At 70.1% G+C, this 23,000-nt stretch carries 22 protein-coding genes; 18 read left to right on the top strand and 4 right to left on the bottom strand.

Annotation, left to right across the window (positions count from 1 at the left end; genetic code table 11):
- Positions 1-65: 65 nt before the first annotated feature.
- Positions 66-644, bottom strand: coding sequence for a DNA-3-methyladenine glycosylase I (locus tag C7389_RS07445; RefSeq protein ID WP_133589937.1), 579 nt, complete (start codon positions 642-644; stop codon positions 66-68).
- 11 nt (positions 645-655) lie between these two features.
- On the bottom strand, positions 656-1,405 hold the full coding sequence (locus tag C7389_RS07440) for a GntR family transcriptional regulator (RefSeq protein WP_211168334.1): 750 nt from the start codon (positions 1,403-1,405) through the stop codon (positions 656-658).
- Between the two features lie 638 nt (positions 1,406-2,043).
- Here C7389_RS07440 and C7389_RS07435 point away from each other — a divergent pair.
- The 11 genes from C7389_RS07435 (at position 2,044) to C7389_RS07385 (ending at position 12,882) form a co-directional block, all read left to right on the top strand.
- Positions 2,044-3,369, top strand: coding sequence for an aromatic ring-hydroxylating dioxygenase subunit alpha (locus tag C7389_RS07435; protein ID WP_133589935.1), 1,326 nt, complete (start codon positions 2,044-2,046; stop codon positions 3,367-3,369).
- A 9-nt stretch (positions 3,370-3,378) separates the two neighbouring features.
- Positions 3,379-4,818 carry a glutamine synthetase family protein gene (locus C7389_RS07430; protein WP_133589933.1) on the top strand — a complete coding sequence of 480 codons (1,440 nt, stop codon included), beginning with the start codon at positions 3,379-3,381 and terminating at the stop codon, positions 4,816-4,818.
- Positions 4,818-5,141, top strand: coding sequence for a 2Fe-2S iron-sulfur cluster-binding protein (locus C7389_RS07425; protein ID WP_133589931.1), 324 nt, complete (start codon positions 4,818-4,820; stop codon positions 5,139-5,141). The genes C7389_RS07430 and C7389_RS07425 overlap by 1 nt, the downstream gene beginning before the upstream one ends.
- A gap of 25 nt (positions 5,142-5,166) precedes the next feature.
- Positions 5,167-6,408 (top strand): NAD(P)/FAD-dependent oxidoreductase, encoded by a 1,242-nt coding sequence (locus C7389_RS07420; protein ID WP_133589929.1) that lies wholly within the window; start codon positions 5,167-5,169, stop codon positions 6,406-6,408.
- Positions 6,409-6,541: 133 nt separating this feature from the next.
- Positions 6,542-7,726 (top strand): ABC transporter substrate-binding protein, encoded by a 1,185-nt coding sequence (locus C7389_RS07415; protein ID WP_211168333.1) that lies wholly within the window; start codon positions 6,542-6,544, stop codon positions 7,724-7,726.
- A 24-nt stretch (positions 7,727-7,750) separates the two neighbouring features.
- Positions 7,751-8,617: a branched-chain amino acid ABC transporter permease gene (locus tag C7389_RS07410; protein ID WP_133589927.1), complete on the top strand. Its 867-nt coding sequence runs from the start codon at positions 7,751-7,753 to the stop codon at positions 8,615-8,617.
- Positions 8,614-9,657, top strand: coding sequence for a branched-chain amino acid ABC transporter permease (locus C7389_RS07405; RefSeq protein ID WP_211168332.1), 1,044 nt, complete (start codon positions 8,614-8,616; stop codon positions 9,655-9,657). Before C7389_RS07410 ends, C7389_RS07405 begins: the two co-directional genes overlap by 4 nt.
- Entirely contained in the window at positions 9,654-10,409 is a 756-nt protein-coding gene (locus C7389_RS07400; RefSeq protein WP_133589925.1) for an ABC transporter ATP-binding protein, read from the top strand. Before C7389_RS07405 ends, C7389_RS07400 begins: the two co-directional genes overlap by 4 nt.
- On the top strand, positions 10,409-11,155 hold the full coding sequence (locus tag C7389_RS07395; RefSeq protein WP_133589923.1) for an ABC transporter ATP-binding protein: 747 nt from the start codon (positions 10,409-10,411) through the stop codon (positions 11,153-11,155). Before C7389_RS07400 ends, C7389_RS07395 begins: the two co-directional genes overlap by 1 nt.
- 34 nt (positions 11,156-11,189) lie before the next feature.
- A complete protein-coding gene (locus tag C7389_RS07390; RefSeq protein WP_133589921.1) occupies positions 11,190-11,912 on the top strand; it encodes a type 1 glutamine amidotransferase in 723 nt (240 codons plus the stop codon).
- A 94-nt stretch (positions 11,913-12,006) separates the two neighbouring features.
- Positions 12,007-12,882: an alpha/beta fold hydrolase gene (locus C7389_RS07385; RefSeq protein ID WP_133589919.1), complete on the top strand. Its 876-nt coding sequence runs from the start codon at positions 12,007-12,009 to the stop codon at positions 12,880-12,882.
- 3 nt (positions 12,883-12,885) lie between these two features.
- On the opposite strand, the gene C7389_RS07380 is transcribed toward C7389_RS07385, so the two are convergent.
- On the bottom strand, positions 12,886-14,334 hold the full coding sequence (locus C7389_RS07380) for an MFS transporter (RefSeq protein WP_133589917.1): 1,449 nt from the start codon (positions 14,332-14,334) through the stop codon (positions 12,886-12,888).
- A gap of 217 nt (positions 14,335-14,551) precedes the next feature.
- Between C7389_RS07380 and C7389_RS07375 the strand changes: the two genes are divergently transcribed.
- The gene (locus tag C7389_RS07375) at positions 14,552-15,442 is read left to right on the top strand and encodes a helix-turn-helix transcriptional regulator (RefSeq protein ID WP_133589915.1); all 891 of its coding nucleotides are present in this window, start codon (positions 14,552-14,554) and stop codon (positions 15,440-15,442) included.
- 75 nt (positions 15,443-15,517) lie between these two features.
- Positions 15,518-16,123, top strand: a complete 606-nt coding sequence (locus tag C7389_RS07370) for a Uma2 family endonuclease (protein ID WP_133589913.1) — start codon at positions 15,518-15,520, stop codon at positions 16,121-16,123.
- Between the two features lie 42 nt (positions 16,124-16,165).
- Here the strand turns inward: C7389_RS07370 and C7389_RS07365 are convergent, their stop codons facing one another.
- The gene (locus C7389_RS07365) at positions 16,166-17,107 is read right to left on the bottom strand and encodes a LysR substrate-binding domain-containing protein (protein ID WP_133589911.1); all 942 of its coding nucleotides are present in this window, start codon (positions 17,105-17,107) and stop codon (positions 16,166-16,168) included.
- Between the two features lie 196 nt (positions 17,108-17,303).
- Between C7389_RS07365 and C7389_RS07360 the strand changes: the two genes are divergently transcribed.
- The 5 genes from C7389_RS07360 to C7389_RS07340 all read left to right on the top strand — a co-directional run bounded on the left by C7389_RS07360 (position 17,304) and on the right by C7389_RS07340 (position 22,982).
- Positions 17,304-18,431 carry a WecB/TagA/CpsF family glycosyltransferase gene (locus C7389_RS07360; RefSeq protein WP_162851695.1) on the top strand — a complete coding sequence of 376 codons (1,128 nt, stop codon included), beginning with the start codon at positions 17,304-17,306 and terminating at the stop codon, positions 18,429-18,431.
- 352 nt (positions 18,432-18,783) lie between these two features.
- Positions 18,784-19,671, top strand: a complete 888-nt coding sequence (locus C7389_RS07355) for an HTD2 family dehydratase (protein WP_133589909.1) — start codon at positions 18,784-18,786, stop codon at positions 19,669-19,671.
- A gap of 79 nt (positions 19,672-19,750) precedes the next feature.
- Complete coding sequence (locus C7389_RS07350) at positions 19,751-20,941, top strand: acyl-CoA dehydrogenase family protein (RefSeq protein WP_133589907.1); 1,191 nt, start codon at positions 19,751-19,753, stop codon at positions 20,939-20,941.
- 8 nt (positions 20,942-20,949) lie between these two features.
- Positions 20,950-22,140: a CaiB/BaiF CoA transferase family protein gene (locus C7389_RS07345; protein ID WP_133589905.1), complete on the top strand. Its 1,191-nt coding sequence runs from the start codon at positions 20,950-20,952 to the stop codon at positions 22,138-22,140.
- The gene (locus C7389_RS07340; RefSeq protein WP_133589903.1) at positions 22,140-22,982 is read left to right on the top strand and encodes an HpcH/HpaI aldolase/citrate lyase family protein; all 843 of its coding nucleotides are present in this window, start codon (positions 22,140-22,142) and stop codon (positions 22,980-22,982) included. Before C7389_RS07345 ends, C7389_RS07340 begins: the two co-directional genes overlap by 1 nt.
- The last annotated feature ends 18 nt before the right edge of the window (positions 22,983-23,000 follow it).

The following is a 23,000-nucleotide window of genomic DNA, read 5'->3' as shown; positions in this document are numbered from 1 at the left end:
GCGCGTCATCGCGCGCTGCAAGCGGGCCCGCCCTTGCAGGCGGCGCACACCGGGCGTCGCCCCCCTCACCTACCCAGCATGGCGACTTCGCGGCAGCGGAAACATGACTCGAAATGATCGTTGACCATGCCACTGGCCTGCATGAAGGCATAGCAGATAGTGCTGCCGATGAACTTGAAGCCGCGCGCCTTCAGCGCCTTGCTCATGGCATCGGATACCGGCGTGGATGCCGGCAGGCCGGCCGTGCCGCCCACCTCGCGCTGCAGCGGCTTGCCGTCGACAAAGCTCCACAGCCACTGCGCCGGATCCACGCCGGCCTCCTGCATCTTCAGCCACGCCTGGGCGTTCAGCGTGGCCGCCTCGACCTTGGCGCGGTTGCGGATGATGCCGGGATCGGCCAGCAGCGCCTGGCGCTTGGCGTCGTCCCAGCGGGCGATGCGCTGGATGTCGAAGCCGTCGTACACCTTGTGGTAGTGCTCGCGCTTGCGCAGCACGGTGATCCAGGACAGGCCCGCCTGGGCGCCTTCCAGCAGCAGCAGCTCGAAGAGCTTGGCGGGGTCGCGCTCAGGTACGCCCCATTCCTTGTCGTGGTAGTCGATGTAGAGCGGGTCGCTGCCGGCCCAGCTGCAACGCGTGATCGTCATGCGCGCCTCCTTCACGGCCGCGGCAGGCGGCCGACCTCGGCCATCAGGCGGATGCCCGGCAGCACGTCCGCCACCCGCTCCGGCCGCTCGAGCGCCTCATCCACGTTCATGCGCGCGATCTGCACATGTTCCTGCGCCAGCGCCTGGACCCGCGCGCCCTGGTTGCGCCTGATGCCATCGATGATGCCGTGGTGCTGGCGATGGGCGTAGCGCATCCACTGGTGGCCCTCCTCGTTGTAGGCCGACTGCATCGGCAGGGTGGCGCTGGCGGCAGCGAAGGGCAAGCCGTTCAGCGTGTCCATGGTACGGATCAGCGCGGAATTGCCGCAGCCCTGCACCAGCAGCTCGTGGAAACGGTTGTTCATCTCCTGGTAGATGGCGTAGTCGTCCAAATCCATGGTGGGCTTGTTCACCGCCTCGTCGCCCTGTTCCAGGCATTCCTCGAACTCGCGCATCAGCTGGCGGGAAGCGCCGCGCTCGGCCAGCAGGCGCGCCGCCATGCCCTCCAGCATGCCGCGCACCTCGATGGCGTCGGCCACCTCCTGGGCGGTGAAGCGGCGCATCTGGTAGCCGCCGCCGGCCAGCGGCTCGATCAAGCCTTCGTGCTCCAGCGTGGCCAGCGCGAGGCGCACCGGCGTGCGCGAGGATTCCAGCCGCTCGGCCAGAGGGATCTCCGCCAAGCGTTCTCCGGGCGAAAACGCACCCTTGAGGATGAGATCGCGCAACTGCACCAGAACGCGGGACTGCTGAGACTGCATCATGGGATTTCTTCCCTGGGATTCATGGTTACCGGACATGCCCGGCGGGCCGCGGCCCGCCGGATCGGCTCCACGAAGCACGATCCGGGCACTACCGCCCGACGCGGACCGGAAGGCCGCGCCCGCGCCTCGCGTACGCTGGCCACGGCAGCAGCCAGCGGCGGATTCTACCCGGCCCTCGCCCTGCCGCTCGCCGGCCGCCCCGCCCGCATTTCACCGCACCGGCCGGGTGCCGGCATGCCCCACGGCGGTGCAGCCACCAGCGCCTGCCCGAGCCGCGCTGCAGGCCATTGCATACAAGCGCTCAAGTCGCCACAAGGCCCGCGTTTTCAGCCAGCTGCAAGCCTTGCGCATCGTCTTTGCATGCAAGCATACAGCACGGAGAATCACTGGCTTGGATTTTGCATGCAACAACATGCAAGCAAACGCTGCACTGGAAGGAAGCGCCTCAGCAAAATCCCGGGAAAACCGAGCATTTACGCCAGAGGCAAGCCCATTCCCGACTGTGCCGCAGGATATCCGGTCATGTGTATACCTGATAGCCGACAGTCACGAAAATGCAATTTTTGTTGACCTGGATCAAGTGCTGTCTATCATTGCATGCAATTGCATGCAGTACATGACCAACGCTGGAGAACACCATGATCAGTGCCGAACAGAATGATTTGATCACCCGCGTCGGGCCTGAAGCGCCCGCCGGCAAACTGCTGCGCCGCTACTGGCAGCCGGTAGCGCTCACCGATGAGCTGGCGGGCGAGCGCCCGGTGCGCGCGGTGCGCCTGATGGGCCAGGACTTCGTCCTGTTCCGCGATGAGAAGGGTGAGCTGGGCATGCTGGACCGCGACTGTCCGCACCGCGGCGCCGACCTGGCCTACGGCCGCCTCGAGGGTGGCGGCCTGCGCTGCCCCTTCCACGGCTGGCTGTTCGATACCAAGGGCACCTGTCTGGAAACGCCGGCCGAGCCGGTGGGCAGCAAGCTGTGCACCCGCATCAAGCAGTCCGCCTACCCGGTGGTGGAGAAGAGCGGGATCATCTTCGCCTACCTGGGCGAGGGCGAGCCGCCGGCCTTCCCGGAGTTCGACTGTTTCGTCGCCCCGGACAGCCATGTGTTCGCCTTCAAGGGCCTGTTCGAGTGCAACTGGCTGCAGGCGCTGGAAGTCGGCATCGACCCCGCCCACGCCTCCTACCTGCACCGCTTCTTCGAAGACGAAAGCACCGACGAGAGCTACGGCAAGCAGTTCCGCGGCGCCTCCGCCGACTCCCAGATCCCGATCACCAAAGTGCTGCGCGAGTACGACCGCCCCGAGATCAAGGTGGACAGCACCGACTACGGCCTGCGCCTGACCACGCTGCGCGAGCTGAACGAGAACACCACCCACGTGCGGGTGACCAACGTCGTCTTCCCGCAGGCTTTCGTGATCCCGATGAGCTCGGAGATGACCATCTCCCAGTGGCATGTACCGGTCGATGACCACAATTGCTACTGGTACGCCATCTTCACCAGCTTCACCGGCCCGGTGAACAAGGAACAGATGCGCGAGCAGCGCCTGAAGCTGTACGAATTGCCGGACTACACCTCGCGCCAGAACAAGCGCAACAACTACGGCTACAGCGTCGCCGAGCAGAACACCCAGACCTACACCGGCATGGGCATGGACATCAATGTGCACGACCAGTGGGCGATCGAATCCCAGGGCACCATCCAGGACCGCACCCGCGAGCACCTGGGCACCACCGACAAGGGCATCATCGCCTACCGCCGCATCCTGGTGGATGCCATCGAGCGCACCCAGGCCGGCGACAGCGTGCCCATGCTGATCGACCAGGCGCAGGCCGCCACCTTCAGCGGCCCGCCCTCCATCGACGGCGTCAACACCAGCGGCAGCGAGCCGGAAACCTACTGGCGCGAGGCCGACCTCAAGCGCCGCCGGGAATCCACCTGGGCCGCTGCGCGGCTGGCGAAGTAAGGAGCCGGCATGGCCAGCTTTGTCGATCGATTCGACGTGTGGACGGCGGAGCAGGCGGCCGCGGCGGATGAAGTCATCCGCCGCATCGACGCCGACGGGCTGGAGCTCGTGCGCTTCGCCTTCCCCGACCAGCACGGCGTGCTGCGCGGCAAGACCCTGGTTGCGGCGGAGGCCAAGTCGGCCCTGCGCAGCGGGGTGAACATGACCACCACGCTGCTCGCCAAGGACACCTCGCACAAGACCGTCTTCCCGGTGTTCGCCACCGGCGGCGGCTTCGACTTCGAGGGCATGCAGGGCGGCGCCGACTTCACCATGGTGGCCGACCCGGCCACCTTCAAGGTGCTGCCCTGGGCCAACCGCACAGGCTGGCTGCTGTGCGACATGTTCATGAGCGACGGCCGGCCCTCGCCGCTGTCCACCCGCAACATCCTGCGCCGCGCGGTGCAGCGGCTGGACGCCCACGGGCTGGAGTTCGTCGCCGGGCTGGAGGTGGAATTCCACGTCTTCCGCCTTGACGACAAGCGCATGAACCTGGCCGACTCCGGCCAGCCCGGCACGCCGCCGGCGGTGTCGCTGCTGTCGCACGGCCACCAGTACCTCACCGAACAGCGCTACGACGATGTGGACGCGGTGATGGAACTGCTGCGCACCAACCTGCAGGGCCTGGGCCTGCCGCTGCGCTCCCTGGAGATCGAATTCGGCCCCAGCCAGTTCGAGCTCACCTTCGGCCCCACCGTCGGCCTCGCCCCGGCGGACGCCATGGTGCTGCTGCGCAGCGCGGTGAAGCAGGTGTGCCGCCGCCACGGCTACCACGCCACCTTCATGTGCCGGCCCAAGATCCCCAACGTGATGTCCAGCGGCTGGCACCTGCACCAGTCCCTGCGCCACAAGAGCAGCGGCGCCAACGCCTTCATCCCGGAAGCCGCCGGCCAGGACCTGAGCGACGCCGGCCGCCACTACCTCGGCGGCCTGCTCAAGCACGCCTGCGCCTCCGCCGCGCTCGCCAGCCCCACCATCAACGGCTACCGCCGCTACCGCCCCTTCTCCCTGGCGCCCGACCGCGCGGTGTGGGGCCGGGACAACCGCGGCGCCATGCTGCGGGTGCTGGGCGGCGTCGGCGATGCCGGCACCCGGATCGAGAACCGGATCGGCGAACCCACCGCCAATCCCTATCTCTACCTCGCCTCCCAGCTCTTCTCCGGGCTGGACGGCCTGGAACGCAGGCTGGACCCCGGCCCCTCGGCGGACGCGCCCTACGAAACCCCGGCGGAGCAGCTGCCCCGCACCCTGGGCGACGCGCTCGACTGCCTGCGCGCCGACGCCTACCTCTGCGAACAACTCGGCCAGCGCTTCGTGGACTACCTGTGCCACATCAAGCACGCCGAGATCGCCCGATTCAACCTCGAGGTCTCCGAATGGGAGCACCGCGAGTATTTCGAGATGTTCTGATGCCCACGATCAACTACATCCTCAAGGACGGCAGCACCCGCGCGGTGGATGCGCCCGCCGGCCTCAGCGTCATGGAAGCCGCCATCCGCGCCAACATCCGCGGCATCGACGCCGAATGCGGCGGCTGCTGCTCCTGTGCCACCTGCCATGTGTACGTAGACGAGGCCTTCCTCGACCGCCTGCCGCCGGCCGACGACATGGAGCAGGAGCTGCTGGAAGGCGTGACCGCCGAGCGCCGCCCCACCAGCCGCCTGAGCTGCCAGCTGCCGATGAGCGCCGAGCTGGACGGCATCATCATCACCGTGCCTGCCACCCAGGCCTGAACGGCGACGCCCCGTGGAGACCGCCATGAACGCACGTGCCGCCCTGCTCATCGCCGGCGCCTCCTATGCCGGCCTGCAGCTGGCCGCCAGCGCCCGCAACCTCGGCTTCGAAGGCCGCATCGTCATGATCGGCGACGAAGCCCTGCCGCCCTACCAGCGCCCGCCGCTGTCCAAGGGCCTGCTCACCGGCAAGAGCACGGTGGAATCGCTGCCGGTGAAAAGCGAGGCGTTCTACCGCGAGAGCGGCATCGAACTGCTGCTCGGCCGCCGCGTCGCCGCGCTGGCGCCGGAGCGGCAGCAGGTCGCGCTGGACGATGGCAGCCGCCTGGAATATGACTGGCTGGCGCTCACCACCGGCGCCCGCTGCCGGCCGCTGCCGGTGGCCGGCGCCGACCTCGCCGGCGTGCTGGAAGTGCGCACGGTGGATGACGCGCTGCGGCTGGATGCCGCGGCGGGCGGCGCCCGCCGCGCCTGTATCATCGGCGGCGGCTTCATTGGACTCGAAGTCGCCGCCGCCCTCGCCGGCCGCGGGCTGGACGTCACCGTGGTCGAGGCCCTGCCGCGCCTGCTCGCCCGCGCGGTCACGCCGCAGATGAGCGCCTTCGTCGAAGACCTGCACCGCCGCAACGGCGTCCGCTTTGCCTTCGGCCAGGCCGTTTCCGCCCTGCAAGGCGACAACGGCAAGGTGTGTGCGGTGGAACTGGCCAGCGGCGAGCGCATCGACTGCGACCTGGTCGTGGTCGGCATCGGCGTGATTCCCAACACCGGGCTGGCCGAAGCCGCCGGCATCGCCTGCGCCAACGGCATCCTCACCGACGGCCTGGGGCAGACCTCCGCGCCCCGCGTGCTGGCCGCCGGCGACTGCGCCGCCTTCCCCAACCCCTATGCGCCCGATCCGGCGCTGCCGATACGGCTGGAATCCATCCAGGCCGCCAACGACCTCGCCCGCGCCGCCGCCAGCCTGCTGGTGGGCGCGCCACAGCCCTACGCCGCGGTGCCCTGGTTCTGGAGCGACCAGTACGACGCCAAGCTGCAGATGGCCGGCCTGATGGCGGCGGACGACGAAGTCGTGGTCCGCGGCGATCCCGCCGGCGGCCGCTTCACCGTGTTCTGCCTGCGCAAGGGACGCATGGCGGCGGTGCATACTGCCAGCCGCCCGGCCGAGCACATGCTGGGCCGCAAGCTGGTTGCCGCCGGCGCCAGCGCCAGCGCCAGCGCAGCGCAGCTGGCAGACGAATCCTTCGATCTCAAGTCCCTGCTCGCCTGAGGCGCGCCGGTACGAGGGAACAAGCGATCCTGCCGCCACGCTAGCGCGCAGGACGATGTACCGGCGGAAGACCTCCGCCGGGCCGCCAACCCCCGCCCCACAGAGATAGGGGCATCATGAAGTGGAGATTCCCATGATGAAGAAAGCAGGCCTGCTGGCCGCCCTCGCGCTCGCGGGTGCGAGCCTGGCGAACGTTGCCGTTGCCGCCGACGATCCTCTCCGCATCGGCGTCATCGCAACCTTCTCCGGCCCCTACGCCGACTACGGCCGTCAGTTCGACGCCGGCATCCAGCTCTACCTCAAGGAACATGACGGCAAGATCGCCGGCAAGAAGGTGGAGGTCGTGAAGAAGGACACCGCCGGCCCCGGCCCGGACGCAGCCAAGCGCTTCGCCCAGGAGCTGATCGTGCGCGACAAGGTGAACTTCATCACCGGCCTGGACTTCAGCCCCAACGCCTACGCCATCGCCCCCATCGTCACCCAGGCCAAGATCCCGACGGTGGTGATGAACGCCTCCTCCTCGGCGATCACCACCAGCTCGCCCTACATCGCCCGCGTATCCTTCACCGTGCAGCAGGATTCCGCGCCGATGGCGCAGTGGATGCTGAAGAACGGCATCAAGGAAACCTATGTGGTGGTGGCCGACTACGCCTCCGGCACCGACGCCCACAATGCCTTCGAGAAAGCCTTCGCCGCCGGCGGCGGCAAGGTGGTCGGCAGCGTACGCACGCCGATGAACAACCCGGACTTCTCCGCCTACGTGCAGCGCATCAAGGACGAGAAGCCGCAGTCGGTGTTCTTCTTCTTCCCCTCCGGCGTGATGCCCCCGGCCTTCCTCAAGGCCTGGAAGGAACGCGGCCTGGACGAAGCCGGCATCAAGCTCTTCGCCACCGGCGAAGCCACCGACGACAGCTACCTGCAGGCCACCGGCGACGTGGCGCTGGGCCTCATCACCAGCCACCACTACTCCTACGCCCACCCGTCCGAGCTGAACAAGAAGTTCGTGAAGAACTTCTACGCCGCCTTCGGCAAGGAAATGCGCCCCAGCTACTTCGCCGTCAGCGCCTATGACGGCATGGCCGCCATCGCCGGCGCGCTGGAGAAGACCAAGGGCGACGTTAGCGGCGACAAGGTCATGGAAGCGCTCAAGGGCCTGAAGCTGGAAAGCCCGCGCGGCCCGATCGAGATCGACGCCGCCACCCGCGACATCGTGCAGACGGTCTACATCCGCAAGGTGGAGAAGGTCGACGGCGAACTGGTGAACGTCGAGTTCGACAAGTTCGAGCGGGTCAAGGACCCGGCCAAGGAAGCCCAGTAACCGTCATACGGAGGCACGCACCAGATGCTTGCGATACTGCTCACCGTCCTGTTCGACGGTCTGGCCTACGGGATGCTGCTGTTCCTGATCAGCATCGGCCTCTCCGTGACGATGGGGATGATGGGGTTCGTCAACCTCGCCCATGGCGCCTTCGCCATGTTCGGTGGGTATGTCGCGACCACCTTGATGCAGCGGGCCGGGGTGCCCTTCCTGGTCACCCTGCCCGTCGCCTTCGCCCTGGTGGCGCTCGCCAGCATCGTCGTCGAGCGCCTGCTGTACCAGCGCCTGTACCGGCGCGGCCCGCTGGACCAGGTGCTGTTCACCGTCGGCCTCACCTTCATGTCGGTGGCCGGCATCACCTGGTTCTACGGCCCCAGCCAGCAACCGGTGGTGCTGCCCGCCTTCCTGCAGGGCCAGGTCAGCCTCTTCGGCCTGGAAGTGGGCATCTTCCGCCTGTTCCTGGTCGCCGTCGGCCTGCTGGTCGCCGCCGCGGTGGTGCTGGGGGTGGAGCGCACCCGCTTCGGCGCCAAGATCCGCGCCGCGGTGGATAACCCGGTGATGGCCACCGGCCTGGGCATCAATGTCGGCGGCGTGTTCGCCCTCACCTTCGCCATCGGCAGCGGCCTGGCCGGCCTGGGCGGGGCGCTGGGCATCCAGATCCTCGGCCTCACCCCGGCCTTCCCGCTGAAGTACCTGGTGCTCTTCCTCATCGTCGTCTCGGTCGGCGGCCTGGGCTCGGTCGGCGGCGCGCTGCTGGCGGCCTGCGTGGTCGGCGTCATCGACATGATGACCAAGTACTTCCTGCCGGAAATCGGCTCCTTCATCATTTACGCAGTCATGGTCGCCCTGCTGATGTGGCGTCCGCACGGCCTGCTGGGAAAGAAATCGTGACCCCATCCTGTCCCCCCTCCACCGCCGAGGCCGGCTGGCTGCGGCGGCGCGGCGGCGAGATCGCCCTGTGGCTCGCGGTACCGCTCGCGGTCGCCCTGTTCCTCCCCGAGTACTACCTGCTCGCCACCCACGTCGCCGCGCTCGGCCTGTTCGCGCTGTCGCTGGACCTGCTGGTGGGCTACGCCGGCCTGCTGTCGCTGGGCCACGCCATGTTCTTCGGCATCGGCGCCTACACCGCCGGCCTGCTGGCGGTGCACGGCTGGGGCGAGCCCATCTCCGGCCTGCTGATTGCGGCCCTGGTAGCCGGCCTGGTCGGCTTCATCACCAGCTTCGCGGTAGTGCGGGTGCAGCACCTGGCGCAGTTGATGGTGACGCTGGGCTTCGGCCTGCTGGTGTTCGAGGCCGCCAACCGCGCGCGCTGGCTCACCGGCGGCGACGATGGCCTGCAGGGCATGGTGGTATCGCCGGTGCTGGGCCTGTTCGAGTTCGACCTGTTCGGCCAGACCGCCTTCTTCTACACCTTCGTGGTGCTGGCGCTGTGCTTCATCGTCGCCACCCGGGTCATAGACTCGCCCTTCGGCCTCACCCTGGAAGGCCTGCGCGAGAACCCGAAGCGGATGGCGGCCATCGGCACGCCGACCGCCGCCCGCCTGCGCCAGGCCTATGTGTTCGCCGCCGTCTTCGCCGGCATCGCCGGCGCGCTGATGGCGCAGACCAGCCAGTTCGTGGCGCTGGAAACGCTGTCCTTCGGCCTCTCCGCCGAGGTGCTGATCATGCTGCTGCTGGGCGGCGCCGGCCACCGCTACGGCGGCCTGGTGGGCGCGGCGGTGTTCGTGATCGCCCGCGACCTGCTGTCCGACCTCAACCCGCAGTACTGGCAGTTCGGCGTCGGCGGAGTGATGGTGCTGGTGGTGCTGTTCGCCCCCGGCGGCGTGCTCGGCATCCTGCGCTCGCTGCGCCAGCGCCTGCTGCCGGTGGCCAGGACCAGCACCGCCAAAGCGGCGCCCGCCACCCCGGCAACCAAGGGAGGTGCGGCATGAGCATTGCCCTCACCACTGCCGGTCTGAGCAAGAACTACGGCGCGCTGCAGGTCACCCGCGCGGTGGACTTCAGCCTGCCGGTGGGCGCCCGCCATGCGCTGATCGGCCCCAACGGCGCCGGCAAGACCACCTTCATCAACCTGCTCACCGGCACCGTGCCCGCCACCAGCGGCAGCATCACCCTGCTGGGCGAGGACATCACCGGCCAGCGGCCGGACCAGCGCGTCAAGCGCGGGCTGGCGCGCACCTTCCAGGTCACCTCGCTGTTCCCGGAGCTGACGCCGATGCAGTCGGTGACGCTGGCGGTATGCGAGCGCCTGGGCCTCACCGCGCGCTGGTACAAGCGCACCGGCGAGCACCGCGCGGCGCTGGACGAGGCCGCGGAAATCCTGGCGCGGCTGCACCTGGGCCACGTCGGCCACCTGCTCACCCGCACCCTGCCCTACGGCCAGCAGCGCATCGTCGAAGTGGCGGTGGCGCTGGCGCTGCGGCCGCGGGTGCTGCTGCTGGACGAGCCGGCCGCCGGCATTCCCTCCGGCGAGAGCGCCGAGCTGTTCGAGGTGATCGCCGAACTGCCGGAAGACATCTCGCTGCTCTTCATCGAGCACGACATGCACCTGGTGTCGCGCTTCGCCAGCCGCGTCACCGTGCTGGTGGCCGGCGGCATCCTGGCCGAAGGCACGCCGGCCGAGATCATGGCCAATCCCGAGGTGCGCACGGTGTATCTCGGCAATTCGGAGGGCCACGCCTGATGAGCACCGCTGTTTCCCCCGCGCCGGCGGCAAGCGCCGCCGGCGACACGCCGCTGCTGCGCCTGGAGGGCGTGAGCGCCGGCTACGACCGCGCGGTCATCCTGGAAGACATCAACCTCACCCTGGCCGAGGGCGAAACCCTGGCCCTGCTGGGCCGCAACGGCGTCGGCAAGAGCACGCTGATCGCCACCCTGATGGGCGCCACCGTGCTGCGCGGCGGCCGCATGCAGTGGCGCGGCGGCGACCTGGTGGCCGTGCCGGCGCACCGCCGCTCCGCCGCCGGCCTCGGCTGGGTGCCGCAGGAACGCTGGATCTTCCCTTCGCTGACGGTGCGCGAGAACCTCGCCGTCACCGCCCGGCCGGGCAAATGGACGCTGGAGCGGGTGTACGAACTCTTCCCCCGCCTGCAGGAACGCGAGGACAACATGGGCACCCAGCTCTCCGGCGGCGAACAGCAGATGCTGGCCATCGCCCGCGCGCTGCTGCTCAACCCCCGCCTGCTGCTGCTGGACGAACCGCTGGAAGGCCTGGCCCCGGTGGTGGTGGAGGAGCTGGTGCGCGCCATCGGCCAGATGACGCTGGACCGCGACCTCTCCTTCATCCTGGTCGAGCAGCACGCCCGCCAGGCGCTGGAGCTGACCAGCAAGGCGGTGGTGATGGACCGCGGCCGCATCATCTACGACGGCGCCAGCGACACTCTGCTGCACAATCCGGACCATCTGAATCAACTGATGGGGTTCGCCTGATGTCGCAGCAATCCGTTCGCCGGGGAGGCCAGCCATGAAGCCGGTCGCCATCTTTCAGCACACCGAGGTGGGCGCGCCCGGCGCGCTGCCGGCGGTGCTGGAGCAGCTCGGCATCCCCTCGGTGGTGATTCCGCTGGTGGATGGCGCGCCGGTGCCGGAGTCCCCCTCCGCCTATTCCGGCCTGGTGTTCATGGGCGGCTACATGGGCGTGAACGACGGCCTGCCGTGGATGGAGCAGGAGTTCCAGCTGATCCGCGAAGCCGACCGCCAGGGCATCCCGGTGGCCGGCCATTGCCTCGGTAGCCAGATCCTCGCCCATGCGCTGGGCGCCCAGGTGCGGCGCAACCCGCGGCGGGAAATCGGCTGGCAGCGCATCAAGGTTGCCGCCGTTCCCTACGCGGCGGAATGGTTCGGCGGCGACGCCGGCGCCGAGATCCCAGTGTTCCAGTGGCATGGCGACACCTTCGAGCTGCCGCCGGGCGCGGTTCTGCTGGCGAGCAGCGCCGATTGCCCCCACCAGGTCTTCGTCGCCCGCGACCGCCACCTCGGCATGCAATGCCACCTGGAGATGACGCCGGCCCTCATCGAACTGTCGGTGGAGCGCAACGGCCATGAGATCGACCGCGAACTCGCCGCTGGCAACCCGGCGGTCAGCAGCCGCGCCGAAACCCTGCGCGACGCCGACAACCGCAGCGCCGCCATGCATGCGGTGATGAAACGGCTGTACCAGCGCTGGAGCCGCAAGCTGGCGGTGTGAGCACGCGCCGCGATGCACCGCGGCGCTGCTTGGGGCTATCCTGCTGTCACACCAGCGGCCACCGACAAGGCCGACGACAACAGGAGACAAAACCATGAGCGATACCCGCCGCCCTTCTTCCGCCCTGCCCTTCCTGCTCGTCCACGGTGCCTGGCACGGCGCCTGGACCTATGAGCGCATCATCCCGCTGCTGGCCGCGCGCGGCCATGCCGCCGTCGCCTGCGACCTGCCGGCCCACGGCCTCAACGCCCGCTTCCCCGCCACCTACCTGGAGCAGCCGCAGCGGCCGGCCAAGCTCGCTACCGAAACCTCGCCGGTGGCCGGCGTCACGCTCAACGACTACGTGGACGCCACCCTCGCCACGCTGCAGCGCCTGCGCGGCCTGGGCTACGACAAGGTGGTGCTGGTCGCCCACAGCATGGGCGGCATCGTCGCCAGCGCGGTGGCGGAGCGGGCACCGGAGGCCATCGCCCACCTGGTCTATCTCACCGCCTTCATGCCGGAATCCGGCGTGCCGGCGGTGAGCTACATCGATGCGCCGGAGAACGAGGGCCAGCGGGTCGGCGGCCTGTTCGTGGCCGACCCCAGCGCGGTCGGCGCGCTGCGCATCAACCACCGCAGCGCCGACGAGGCCTACCGCGCCGCCAGCAAGGCGGCCTTCTACGGCGATGTGGACGACATCGCCTACGCCGCCGTCGCCAACCTGCTGACACCGGACGTGCCGGTCGCGCCCTTCGCCACGCCGGTCGCCACCACCGCCGCGCGCTGGGGCGCGGTGCCGCGGCACTACATCCGCTGCCTGCAGGACCAGGCGATACGCCCGGCGCTGCAGCAGCGCTTCATCGCCGCCGCCGACGCCTTCGTGCCGGCCCATCCCACCCGGGTGCACACGCTGGACGCCAGCCACTCGCCCTTCATGTCGCAACCGCAGGCGCTGGCGGCGCTGCTGGCCGACATCGCGGAAAGCTGAAGCTCAGGCCAGGCAGCGGCGGCTGCGCCGGCCGCGGAACACCAGCGCGCTGCTCACCAGCATCAGCATCAACACCAGCTCGCTGCCCAGCGCCGCCAACACCGCCTGGCGGTAGTCCCCGCCGCCGTGCAACACCTGGGCGAACACCGCGCCTATCAGCGCCGCGCCCAGGCCGAAGGCCGCCTGCTGCACGGTGGACAGCATGGCCGCGCCGGCGCCGGCCTGCTGCTGCGGCACGTCCGACAGACCGATGCGGAAGAAGCTGCCGACGATGAAGGCCTGGCCAAAGCCGATCAGGCAGGTCGCCGGCATCAGGTTGAACACGCCAGGCTGCGGCCACACCAGCTCGAAGGTCAGCATCAGCGCCAGCAGGCCGCTCATCTGGATCAGGCAGCCGACGATCAGCGTGCGCACCTGCCCCAGCCGCGCCGACACCCGCGCGCTCAGCAGCGAAGAGACGAAGTAGGAGGCGCCCAGCGCGATGAAGGCGTTGCCGGATTCGAAAGGCGACAGCCCGGCGCCGCTCTGCAGCGTCAGCGCCACCGCGAACATGAAGCCGCTCCAGCCGGAGAAGAACAGGACGGCCACCAGCAGGCCGAAGCCGACGCTGGGCAGGCGCAGCAACTCCGGCGGCAGCAGCGGATGGCCGCCGCGGCGCGCCTGCTCCTGCTCCACCCGCCACAGCGCCGCCAGCAGCGGCAGCACCGCCGCCAGCAAGGCCAGGCAGGGCCAGGACCAGCGCAGGCCGGGGCCCAGCGTCAGCGCCAGCAGCAGGCAGACGATCAAGGTCGCCAGCAGCAGCGTGCCCGGCCAGTCGATGGCAGCGCAGCCCTCGCGCCGCGTCTCCGGCACCCAGCGCCGGCTGCAGGCGAGCACGCCGAGGCACAGCGGCAGGTTGATCAGGAACACGCTGCGCCAGCCCAGGCCGGCGACGTCGGCCGAAATCAGGAAGCCGCCCAGCACCTGGCCGACGATGAAGGAGAGGCCGCCGATGGCGCCGTAGTAACCCAGCGCCCGCGAGTGCGCATGGCCCTGCAGCGTCACATGGATGGTGGCGAGGATCTGCGGCACGATCAGCGCCGCCGCCACGCCCTGCAGCGCCCGCGCCGCCAGCAGCTGCCACACCGCTTGCGCCAGCCCGCACAGCAGCGAGGAGACGAAGAACAGCACCACGCCCCACTCGAACACCCGCCGCCGCCCCAGCTTGTCGCCCAGCCGGCCGCCCATCGCCAGGCACACCGCGAAGGCCACGCCGTAGGCGGCGATGATGAGCTCCAGCCCGGTGGCGTCGGCGTTCAGCGAACGGGCGATGGCGTCCAGCGCCACGTTGACGATGGTGAAGTCGATCTGCGGCAGCAGCTGGCCGGCCAGCAGCACGGTCAGGCCGGCCATGCTCAGGCCGGGCGTCGCGGCGGCCTGAGCAGTCGTGGATGTGGGGGCGATTCGGGACATGGCGGCGAACTCGGAATGCCGTTTCCGGCAAGATGGCCTGGAGTATGCGCGGCGCGGTAAACTGGTACCAGTCTCTGTCCATCCTAGGACTGGCACTACCAGTCAGCGCTGCGATGGAGCCGATGCAGGCCGCGAAACCCAGCCGGAACAGCGCATCAATCGCCAGGGTCTTCGCGGGCTCGTCTCCCTCCCACGCTCATTCATACGGACCACCGCCATGAGCCTCGTCGCCTCCCAGCCCGCCTCTTCTTCCAGCGCGGCCACCCCGTCGGCCGCCACGGAAATCACCCCCCGCAACCACGAGCTGGGCGCCTTCCTGCGCGCCCGGCGCGAGAACCTGGAACCGGCGCGCGTCGGCCTGCCGCGCATCGGCCGCCGCCGCACGCCCGGCCTGCGGCGGGAGGAAGTGGCCCAGCTCGCCAACGTCAGCGCCTCCTGGTACACCTGGCTCGAACAGGGCCGGCCGGTGAATCCCTCGATGCAGGTGCTGTACGCCATCGCCGAAGCCCTGCAATGCAGCGAGGCCGAGACCCGTCACCTGCTGTCGCTGGCCGGCTTCCCCCAGGCCGGCCTGCCCAAGAGCCGCGTATGCACCCGGCTCTCCGCCGCCGCCCGGGTCATCCTCGACCGCCTGCAGCCCTTGCCGGCGGTGATCCAGAACCCGCGCTACGACATCCTCGGCTTCAACGCCGCCTACTGCGAGCTGGTCGGGGTGGACCTCGCCAGCGTGCCGGCGGAGGAGCGCAACTGCATCTACCTGGCCTTCACCAACCCCGCCTGGCGCGCCCACCTCGCCGACTGGGAGCAGGTGATGCCGCAGCTGGTCGCCTCCTTCCGCGCCGCCATGGCCGACCACCTGGACGACCCCGTCTGGAACGCCGATCTGCAGCGCTACCTCGCCATCTCCGACGAATTCCGCGAGACCTGGCAGCGCTACGAAGTCCGCAGCGTGGAAAACCACCGCAAGCGCTTCCGCCGCGCCGACGGCAGCTTCGTCGAGCTGCAGCAGATGAACTGGTGGTCTGCCCCGCGCAACGGCGAGCGCCTGCTGGTGTATGTGCCGGTGGAGGCGGAGGGCCTGGCCTGCGGCGGCGAGGGCACGGCCTGAGCGGCTGCCCCCCTGCTGCGGCCCGGCCGCCACTTGCCGCATAATCACCCGAGCACCACGCCCGCGAGGCCGACCATGGGATACGCACAGCAAGGCTCGCCGCTGACCGCGGCCGAATACCTGGCCTGGGAAGAAACCCAGGAGCAGCGCCACGAATACCTCCACGGCGAGGTCTTCGCCATGGCCGGCGCGGAGGATCGCCATGTCACCGTGGCGCTCAACATCGCCATGGCGTTGCGCCAGCACCTGCGCGGCAGCGCCTGCCAGACCTACATCAGCGACATGCGCCTGCACGTCGAGGCCGCCAAGGCCTATTTTTATCCCGACGTGATGGTCACCTGCGACCCGGCCGACCAGGCCAGCCGCCTGTTCAAGGCGCATCCGCTACTGGTCGTCGAAGTGCTCTCGCCGGCCACCGGCAACTACGACCGCGGCGACAAGTTCGCCCATTACCGCCGCCTGGCCAGCCTGCGCGAATACGTGCTGGTGGACATCGACCGCCGCGCCACCGACGTCTATCGCAAGGGCAGCGACGGCCTGTGGGTGCTGCATCCCTATGCCGGCGAGGAAGCGGTGGAGTTCGCCAGCGTGGACCTGCGACTGGCTGCGGGCGAGTTGTTCGCCGATATCGGCGAGGTGGCGGAGGTGGCCGCCGCTTCTCCTCCTCTCCAGGGCAACTGATCACGCCGAAGAGGCGCGCCTTACCCCCTCCCCGCCCCTCTTTCACACCCCCCGCTTGCGCTTCCCCCCGCTCCGCACGCCCAGCGACGCCGCATGCCCCGGGTGCCGGAACAGCGTGTCGATCAGCGCCTGGGCAAAGGCCGGCAGCGAGTCGCCGCGGCGGGTGAGGATGTAGCGCTCGCGCACCGCCCAGGGTTCGTCCAGCGCCTTCAGCACGATCTTCATTGTGCGGCTGTGGCGCAGGCCGGCGGACTCCGGCACCACGCCTATGCCCACGCCCGCCTCCACCATGCGGCACACCGATTCGAAGTTGCTCACCTGCACCCGGGTGTTGAGGCGGCCGCCGGCGCCCTGCAGCAGGCCGTCGAGGAAGCGCTGCAGCGTGCTGCCCTGGTGCAGGCCGATGAAATCGTGGGCGAAGGTTTCGGCGAAGTGCACCGCGCCGGCGCGGTCCAGCGCATGGCCGGGCGGCACCGCCAGGGCCAGGCGGTCGGTGCTGAAGTGGTATTTCTCCAGGCCGTCCACATCCACCGGGCCGGCGACGATGCCGAGGTCGGTGGTGCCGTCCAGCACGCCGCGGATGATCTCGCCGGTCTGGCGCTCCTGCAGATCCACGTCCACCTGCGGATGCTCCGCCAGGAAGGTGGCCAGCACCTCGGGCATGAATTCGGTGACGGCGGTGGTGTTGGCGAAGATGCGGATGTGGCCCTTCACCCCCTGGCCGAAGCGCTGCAGGTCGCTCTTCAGGTGCTCGATCTGCGACATCATGGTGCGCGCATGCTGCAGCAGGCTCTGCCCCGCCGGTGTCGGCGCCACCCCGCGCGGCGCGCGGTAGAGCAGGCGCACGCCGGCCTGGCGCTCCAGCTCCTTCATGCGCGCGCTGGCGGCCGGCAGCGAGAGATGGCTGCGCTCGGCGCCCTTGGTCAGGCTCTTGCTCTCGGCCACGTGGACGAAGAGGCGCAGGTCGGTGAGATCGAAGTGCATGGCGCGGTGGGCCGGGGGAAAAGACGATAGGCCGATTATGCGCCGCCACCACACCCGGCCGCCGGGACGCCGGGACGCCGGGACGCCGGGACGCCGCACCAACCATAACAATTTCTTTCCAATGCATTCCGCCGGGCGTGGAAGCCGGCAGGGGCGATGGGATAGCATCGGGCGTTCCCCCCGGAGTCCCCCGCCCATGCAGAACAAAACCATGCGCCCGGTATATTGGCTGTTCGGCCTGCCTTTCGACGCGGTGACGCGCGACGATGCGCTGCGCAGCATTGCCCTGGCGATACGGGAGCGCCAGCGCCTGTTCCTGTCCACGCCCAACCTCAACTTCCTCATCGCCAGCCAGCGCAAGCGCGCCTTCCAGGATTCAGTGCTGCACAGCGACCTCTCGATTGCCGATGGCATGCCCATCGTCTGGCTCGCCCGCCTGCTGGGCGCGCCCGTGCCGCAGCGGGTGGCCGGCTCCGATCTGTTCGAGGCGCTGATGGCCGGCGCCGCCGGACCGGTGAAGGTGTATTTCTTCGGCGGCGAACCCGGCGTCGGCGAACGCGCCGCCGCGCGCCTCGCCGCGCTCGGCGGACCGGTGCAATGCGTGGGCCAGCACTGCCCCGGCTTCGGCACGGTGGAAGAGATGAGCAGCCCGGAGCGCATCGCCGAGATCAACGCCAGCGGCGCCGACTTCGTCGTCGTCGCCCTGGGCGCGGCCAAGGGGCAGGCCTGGATAGAGCACAACCGCGCCCAGCTGGAAGCGCCGGTGATCAGCCACCTGGGCGCGGTCATCAACTTCGTCGCCGGCTCGGTGAGCCGCGCGCCGGCGTGGATGCAGCGCACCGGCCTGGAATGGCTGTGGCGCATCAAGGAAGAACCCAAGCTGCTGCGCCGCTACGCCGACGACGGCTACGCCCTGCTGCGCCTGCTCGCCGGCCACGCCCTGCCCGCCGCGCTGGCGGCGAGGAAGCGAGGTAGCGGCGCAGTGGTGCCCTCCACGCTGGAAGTGGGCAGCGGCGGCCATCTCAACATCACCCTGCGCGGCGTGCTCACCCCCGCCCAGCGCGGCGCGCTGATGAGCCGGCTGGCCGAGGCGCTGCCCACCAGCACCGCGGTAGATGTCCTCATCCCCTCCGGCACGCGGGTGGATGCCTCCCTGCTCGGCGCCCTCTTCGTCATGCGCAGCGAGGCGGAGCGCCACGGCATCAGCCTGCGGGTGGAGGCGGACGAAGCCGCCCGCCGCGCCTTCCAGCTGCACCTGGCCAGCGTGCTGCTGGAGCAGCCAGCGCTGCCGGACGGCCCCACGCTGGTACCCGCCGCACTCTGAGCACGCCCCGGACCGAGGGCGGAAGGCGGCTGACAGGCCGCCTTCCGCCCTCGTCTTTTCCAGCGTCCGCGCCTTCGCGAGCCTTCCGCTGCGGCCAAGCCTTCACCCGCTCCGCCCGCCGGCCTGCCCTGCGTACCCCCGCCGGCATCGGCCATCCCCTTGAACGGCGCGCCTTTCCGCCGCATTCCGCGCGCCGACCCCGCCGCGCGCCCAGCCCGCCGAAGCCCCCGAATGCTGCACTGCGATTCGGCAATGCCGAAGGCGGGCTACCGCAATGGCGAATTGTTCGCCGCCCCTGCCGTGGCCACCATGGGCTCACCACCACCGGCCACAGAAGCCGCGAGGAGAGAACATGCAAGAGACGACGCCGGCCGGCCTGGCCGACTGGGTGGGACGCGAGGAAAGCCGCGCCGACCGCCTCGACCACCGCCCCACCGCCGCCCTGGCCGCCACGCTGGACCTGGCCCCTGAAGCGGTGCTCGCCGAGGGCGTGCTACCGCCGCTGTGGCACTGGATCCATTTCACCCCGCTCACCCGCAGCGCCGAGCTGGGCCGCGACGGCCACCCGGCGCGCGGCGGCTTCCTGCCGCCGGTGGCGCTGCCCAACCGCATGTGGGCCGGCGGCCGGCTCCGCTTCCTGCGGCCGCTGGCGCTGGGTGCCGAGGTGGAGCGCCGCTCCCGCATCCTGCGCTGCGAACGCAAGCAGGGCCGCAGCGGCGAGCTGGTGTTCGTCACCGTCGCCCACACCATTACCGATGCCGAAGGCCCGGCCATAGAGGAAGAGCAGGACATCGTCTATCGCCAGCCTGGCCAAAGCGGCCAGCGCCCGGCTGGCGAGAGCGCGCCGGACGGCGCCGACTACCGCATCCGCCGGGTGCCGGACCCGGTGCTGCTGTTCCGCTACTCGGCGCTCACCTTCAACAGCCACCGCATCCACTACGACCAGCCCTACACCACCGGCGAAGAAGGCTATCCCGGCCTGGTGGTGCACGGCCCGCTGACCGCCACCCTGCTGCTGCAGGCCTACCGCCAGACGCATCCGGCGCGCCGGGTCGAGCGCTTCGCCTTCCGCGCGCTCGGCCCGCTGCATGCGGGCGAAACGGTGGATTTCTGCGGCCGCGACGACGCCCGCGGCCGCAGCGAACTGTGGACCGACATCGGCGGCCGCCTCGGCATGCGCGCCGAGGTGGAGTACAGCCTGCCCGCCACCGCCCGCACCGCCGCCTTCCCTTTGCCCTGAACACCTGAAAGCCCGCCGACGCGCCTCCGACCCCGACACGCCTCCCATAAACCCGAACGCATATCGACAACGAGCCACCATGAGCGCCACTTTCACCTTTCCACCGCTGGACGCCCGCCTGGACGCCAGCCATGCCGACATCCGCGACGCGGTGCGCGACCTCTGCAGCCACTACCCGGACGAGTACTGGCGCAAGGTGGATGAAGCCCGCGCCTTTCCCGACGACTTCGTCGGCGCCCTGACCGCCGCCGGCTGGCTGGCGGCGATGATTCCCGAGGAATACGGCGGCTCCGGCCTCGGCCTGGCCGAAGCCTCGGTGGTGCTGGAGGAGGTGAACCGCTGCGGCGGCAACTCCGGCGCGGTGCATGGCCAGATGTACAACATGGGCACGCTGCTGCGCCACGGCTCGGAAGCGCAGAAGCGCGCGCTGCTGCCGAAGATCGCCGCCGGCGAGCTGCGCCTGCAGTCCATGGGCGTCACCGAGCCCACCACCGGCACCGACACCTCGCGGCTGAAGACCACCGCGGTGAAGCAGGGCGACCGCTACGTCGTGAATGGCCAGAAGGTGTGGATCAGCCGGGTGCGCCATTCCGATTACATGATCCTGCTCGCCCGTACCACGCCGCGCGAACAGTGCGCGAAGAAGACCGACGGCATGTCCATCTTCCTGGTGGACCTCCGCGAGGCGGTGGGCAAGGGCCTCACCGTGCGCCCCATCCCCAACATGGTGAACCACGAGACCAACGAGCTTTTCTTCGACAACCTGGAGATTCCCGCAGAGAACCTCATCGGCGAGGAGGGCCGCGGCTTCCGCTACATCCTCGACGGCCTCAACGCCGAGCGCACCCTGATCGCCGCCGAGTGCATAGGCGACGGCTACTGGTTCATCGACCGCGCCACCGCCTACGCCCGCGACCGGGTGGTGTTCGACCGCCCCATCGGCCAGAACCAGGGCGTGCAGTTCCCGCTGGCCGAGGCCTACATGGAGATCGAGGCCGCCAACCTGATGCGCTGGCGCGCCTGCGCCCAGTTCGACGCCGGTCTCCCCTGCGGCCCGGCTGCCAACATGGCCAAGCACCTCGCCGCCAAGGCCTCCTGGGAAGCGGCCAACGCCTGCCTGCAGACCCACGGCGGCTTCGGCTTCGCCTGCGAATACGACGTCGAGCGCAAGTTCCGCGAGACCCGGCTGTACCAGGTGGCGCCCATCTCCACCAACCTCATCCTGTCCTACGTCGCCGAGCACCTGCTCGAGCTGCCGCGCTCCTTCTGAGGCCCGCCATGACGACGAAAAGCCCGCTGCCGCTGGAAGGCATCACCGTGGTGTCGCTGGAACACGCCATCGCCGCCCCGCTCGCCACCCGCCACCTCGCCGACCTCGGCGCCCGTGTCATCAAGATCGAACGCCCCGGCGTCGGCGACTTCGCCCGCGCCTACGACCGCCGGGTGGAGGGCCTGGCCTCCCACTTCGTCTGGGTGAACCGCTCCAAGGAAAGCCTCACGCTGGACCTCAAGCAGCCGCAGGCGCGGGAAATCCTCGCCGCGCTGCTGGAGCAGGCCGACGTGCTGGTGCAGAACCTCGCCCCCGGCGCCGCCGCCCGCCTCGGCCTCGCCCACGAGGAGCTGGCGCCCCGGCATCCGCGCCTCATCGTCTGCGACATCTCCGGCTACGGCGACGACGGCCCCTACACCGAGAAGAAGGCCTACGACCTGCTGATCCAGAGCGAGAGCGGCTTCCTCTCGGTCACCGGCACGCCGGAGGACAACGTCAAGGCCGGCATCTCGGTGGCCGACATCGCCGCCGGCATGTACGCCTACTCCGGCATCCTCGCCGCGCTGATCGAGCGCGGCCGCACCGGCCGCGGCCGCCGCGTCGAGATCGCCATGCTGGACGCGATGGTGGAGTGGATGGGCTTCCCCATGTACTACGCCTGGCAGGGCCAGCCGGCGCCGGTGCGCGCCGGCGCCGCCCACGCCACCATCTACCCCTACGGCCCGTTCAAGGCCGGCGACGGCCGCACGGTGATGCTGGGCCTGCAGAACGAGCGCGAATGGGCGCTGTTCTGCGACCAGGTGCTGCGCCAGCCGGCGCTGCGCGCCGACCCGCGCTTCATCGACAACGCCGCCCGCAACATCCACCGCGAAGCCCTGCATGCGCTGATCGAGGACAGCTTCGCCGCGCTGGACGCCGAGCAGGTCATAGACCGGCTGGAGGCCGCCGGCATCGCCAACGCCCATGTGAACACCATGGCCGACCTGTGGCGCCACCCGCAGCTGCAGGCGCGCGGCCGCTGGACCACGGTGGACTCGCCCGCCGGCCCGCTGCCGGCGCTGCAGCCGCCGGGCATGGGCCCGCAGCGGCCGGCACGCATGGCGCCCATCCCGGCGCTGGGCGCCCACACCGAGGCCATCCTCGCCGAGCTGGGCTACACCAGCCATTTCGGCGAACTGCGCGACGCGGGGGTGGTGTGATGCAGACCCACGCCACCGCCAGCCTCGCCGCCGCCCGCAGCTTCCTGTTCGTGCCCGCCAGCCGGCCGGAGCGCATCGCCAAGGCCCTGTCCAGCGGCGCCGACGTGGTCGTCGTCGATCTGGAAGACGCGGTGCCGCCGGCCGACAAGGATGCCGCCCGCGCCCACCTCGCCGCCTGGCTGGCCCACCACCCCGGCAGCGCGCTGGCGGTGCGCATCAACGCCGCCGGCACGCCCTGGCACGAAGCCGACCTCGTCCTCTGCCGCCATCCGGACGTGATCGGGCTGATGCTGCCCAAGGCCGAATCCGCCGCCAGCGTCGCCGCCGCCCACGAGGCCAGCGCCGCCACCGCGGTGCTGCCCATCCTGGAAACCGCCGCCGGCCTGGGCGCGGTGGACGCCATCGCCACCGCCCCCGGCTGCGCCCGGCTGGTGTTCGGCAAGCTGGACCTGGCGGTGGAGCTGGACCTGGTGCCGGACGAGGACGACGCCGAAGAGCTGGTCTTCCTGCCCTACCGCGCCATGCTCGCCCTCGCCAGCCGCCGCGCCGGCCTGCCGCTGCCGGTGGATGGCGTGTTCACCGCCATCGGCGACAGCGCCGGCCTCGCCCGCTACGCCCGCCGCGCCCGCAACCACGGCTTCGGCGCGCTGCTGCTGATCCACCCCGCCCAGGTTTCCACCACCCGGGCCGCCTACGCCCCCAGCGCCGCCGAGCGCGCCTGGGCCGAAGCGGTGCTGAGCGCCGCTGCCTCGGCCGGCGGCGGCGCGGTGCAGGTGGAGGGCCGCATGGTGGATGCGCCGGTGATCGCCCGCGCCGAACGCATACGCGCCGCCGCCGGCTGAGGCCAGCCACCGCCTCCA

The sequence above is a fragment of the Azoarcus indigens genome, assembly GCF_004361735.1.
In the GTDB taxonomy this organism is placed as follows: Bacteria; Pseudomonadota; Gammaproteobacteria; order Burkholderiales; family Rhodocyclaceae; genus Azoarcus; species Azoarcus indigens.
This window is presented reverse-complemented; position numbering and strand designations above follow the sequence as displayed.

Coding starts and splice junctions, on each gene's coding strand:
- C7389_RS07445 (WP_133589937.1), bottom strand. CDS start 644: ATGACGATCACGCGTTGCAGCTGGGCCGGCAGCGACCCGCTCTACATC.
- C7389_RS07440 (WP_211168334.1), bottom strand. CDS start 1,405: ATGATGCAGTCTCAGCAGTCCCGCGTTCTGGTGCAGTTGCGCGATCTC.
- C7389_RS07435 (WP_133589935.1), top strand. CDS start 2,044: ATGATCAGTGCCGAACAGAATGATTTGATCACCCGCGTCGGGCCTGAA.
- C7389_RS07430 (WP_133589933.1), top strand. CDS start 3,379: ATGGCCAGCTTTGTCGATCGATTCGACGTGTGGACGGCGGAGCAGGCG.
- C7389_RS07425 (WP_133589931.1), top strand. CDS start 4,818: ATGCCCACGATCAACTACATCCTCAAGGACGGCAGCACCCGCGCGGTG.
- C7389_RS07420 (WP_133589929.1), top strand. CDS start 5,167: ATGAACGCACGTGCCGCCCTGCTCATCGCCGGCGCCTCCTATGCCGGC.
- C7389_RS07415 (WP_211168333.1), top strand. CDS start 6,542: ATGATGAAGAAAGCAGGCCTGCTGGCCGCCCTCGCGCTCGCGGGTGCG.
- C7389_RS07410 (WP_133589927.1), top strand. CDS start 7,751: ATGCTTGCGATACTGCTCACCGTCCTGTTCGACGGTCTGGCCTACGGG.
- C7389_RS07400 (WP_133589925.1), top strand. CDS start 9,654: ATGAGCATTGCCCTCACCACTGCCGGTCTGAGCAAGAACTACGGCGCG.
- C7389_RS07395 (WP_133589923.1), top strand. CDS start 10,409: ATGAGCACCGCTGTTTCCCCCGCGCCGGCGGCAAGCGCCGCCGGCGAC.
- C7389_RS07390 (WP_133589921.1), top strand. CDS start 11,190: ATGAAGCCGGTCGCCATCTTTCAGCACACCGAGGTGGGCGCGCCCGGC.
- C7389_RS07385 (WP_133589919.1), top strand. CDS start 12,007: ATGAGCGATACCCGCCGCCCTTCTTCCGCCCTGCCCTTCCTGCTCGTC.
- C7389_RS07380 (WP_133589917.1), bottom strand. CDS start 14,334: ATGTCCCGAATCGCCCCCACATCCACGACTGCTCAGGCCGCCGCGACG.
- C7389_RS07375 (WP_133589915.1), top strand. CDS start 14,552: ATGAGCCTCGTCGCCTCCCAGCCCGCCTCTTCTTCCAGCGCGGCCACC.
- C7389_RS07370 (WP_133589913.1), top strand. CDS start 15,518: ATGGGATACGCACAGCAAGGCTCGCCGCTGACCGCGGCCGAATACCTG.
- C7389_RS07365 (WP_133589911.1), bottom strand. CDS start 17,107: ATGCACTTCGATCTCACCGACCTGCGCCTCTTCGTCCACGTGGCCGAG.
- C7389_RS07360 (WP_162851695.1), top strand. CDS start 17,304: ATGCAGAACAAAACCATGCGCCCGGTATATTGGCTGTTCGGCCTGCCT.
- C7389_RS07355 (WP_133589909.1), top strand. CDS start 18,784: ATGCAAGAGACGACGCCGGCCGGCCTGGCCGACTGGGTGGGACGCGAG.
- C7389_RS07350 (WP_133589907.1), top strand. CDS start 19,751: ATGAGCGCCACTTTCACCTTTCCACCGCTGGACGCCCGCCTGGACGCC.
- C7389_RS07345 (WP_133589905.1), top strand. CDS start 20,950: ATGACGACGAAAAGCCCGCTGCCGCTGGAAGGCATCACCGTGGTGTCG.
- C7389_RS07340 (WP_133589903.1), top strand. CDS start 22,140: ATGCAGACCCACGCCACCGCCAGCCTCGCCGCCGCCCGCAGCTTCCTG.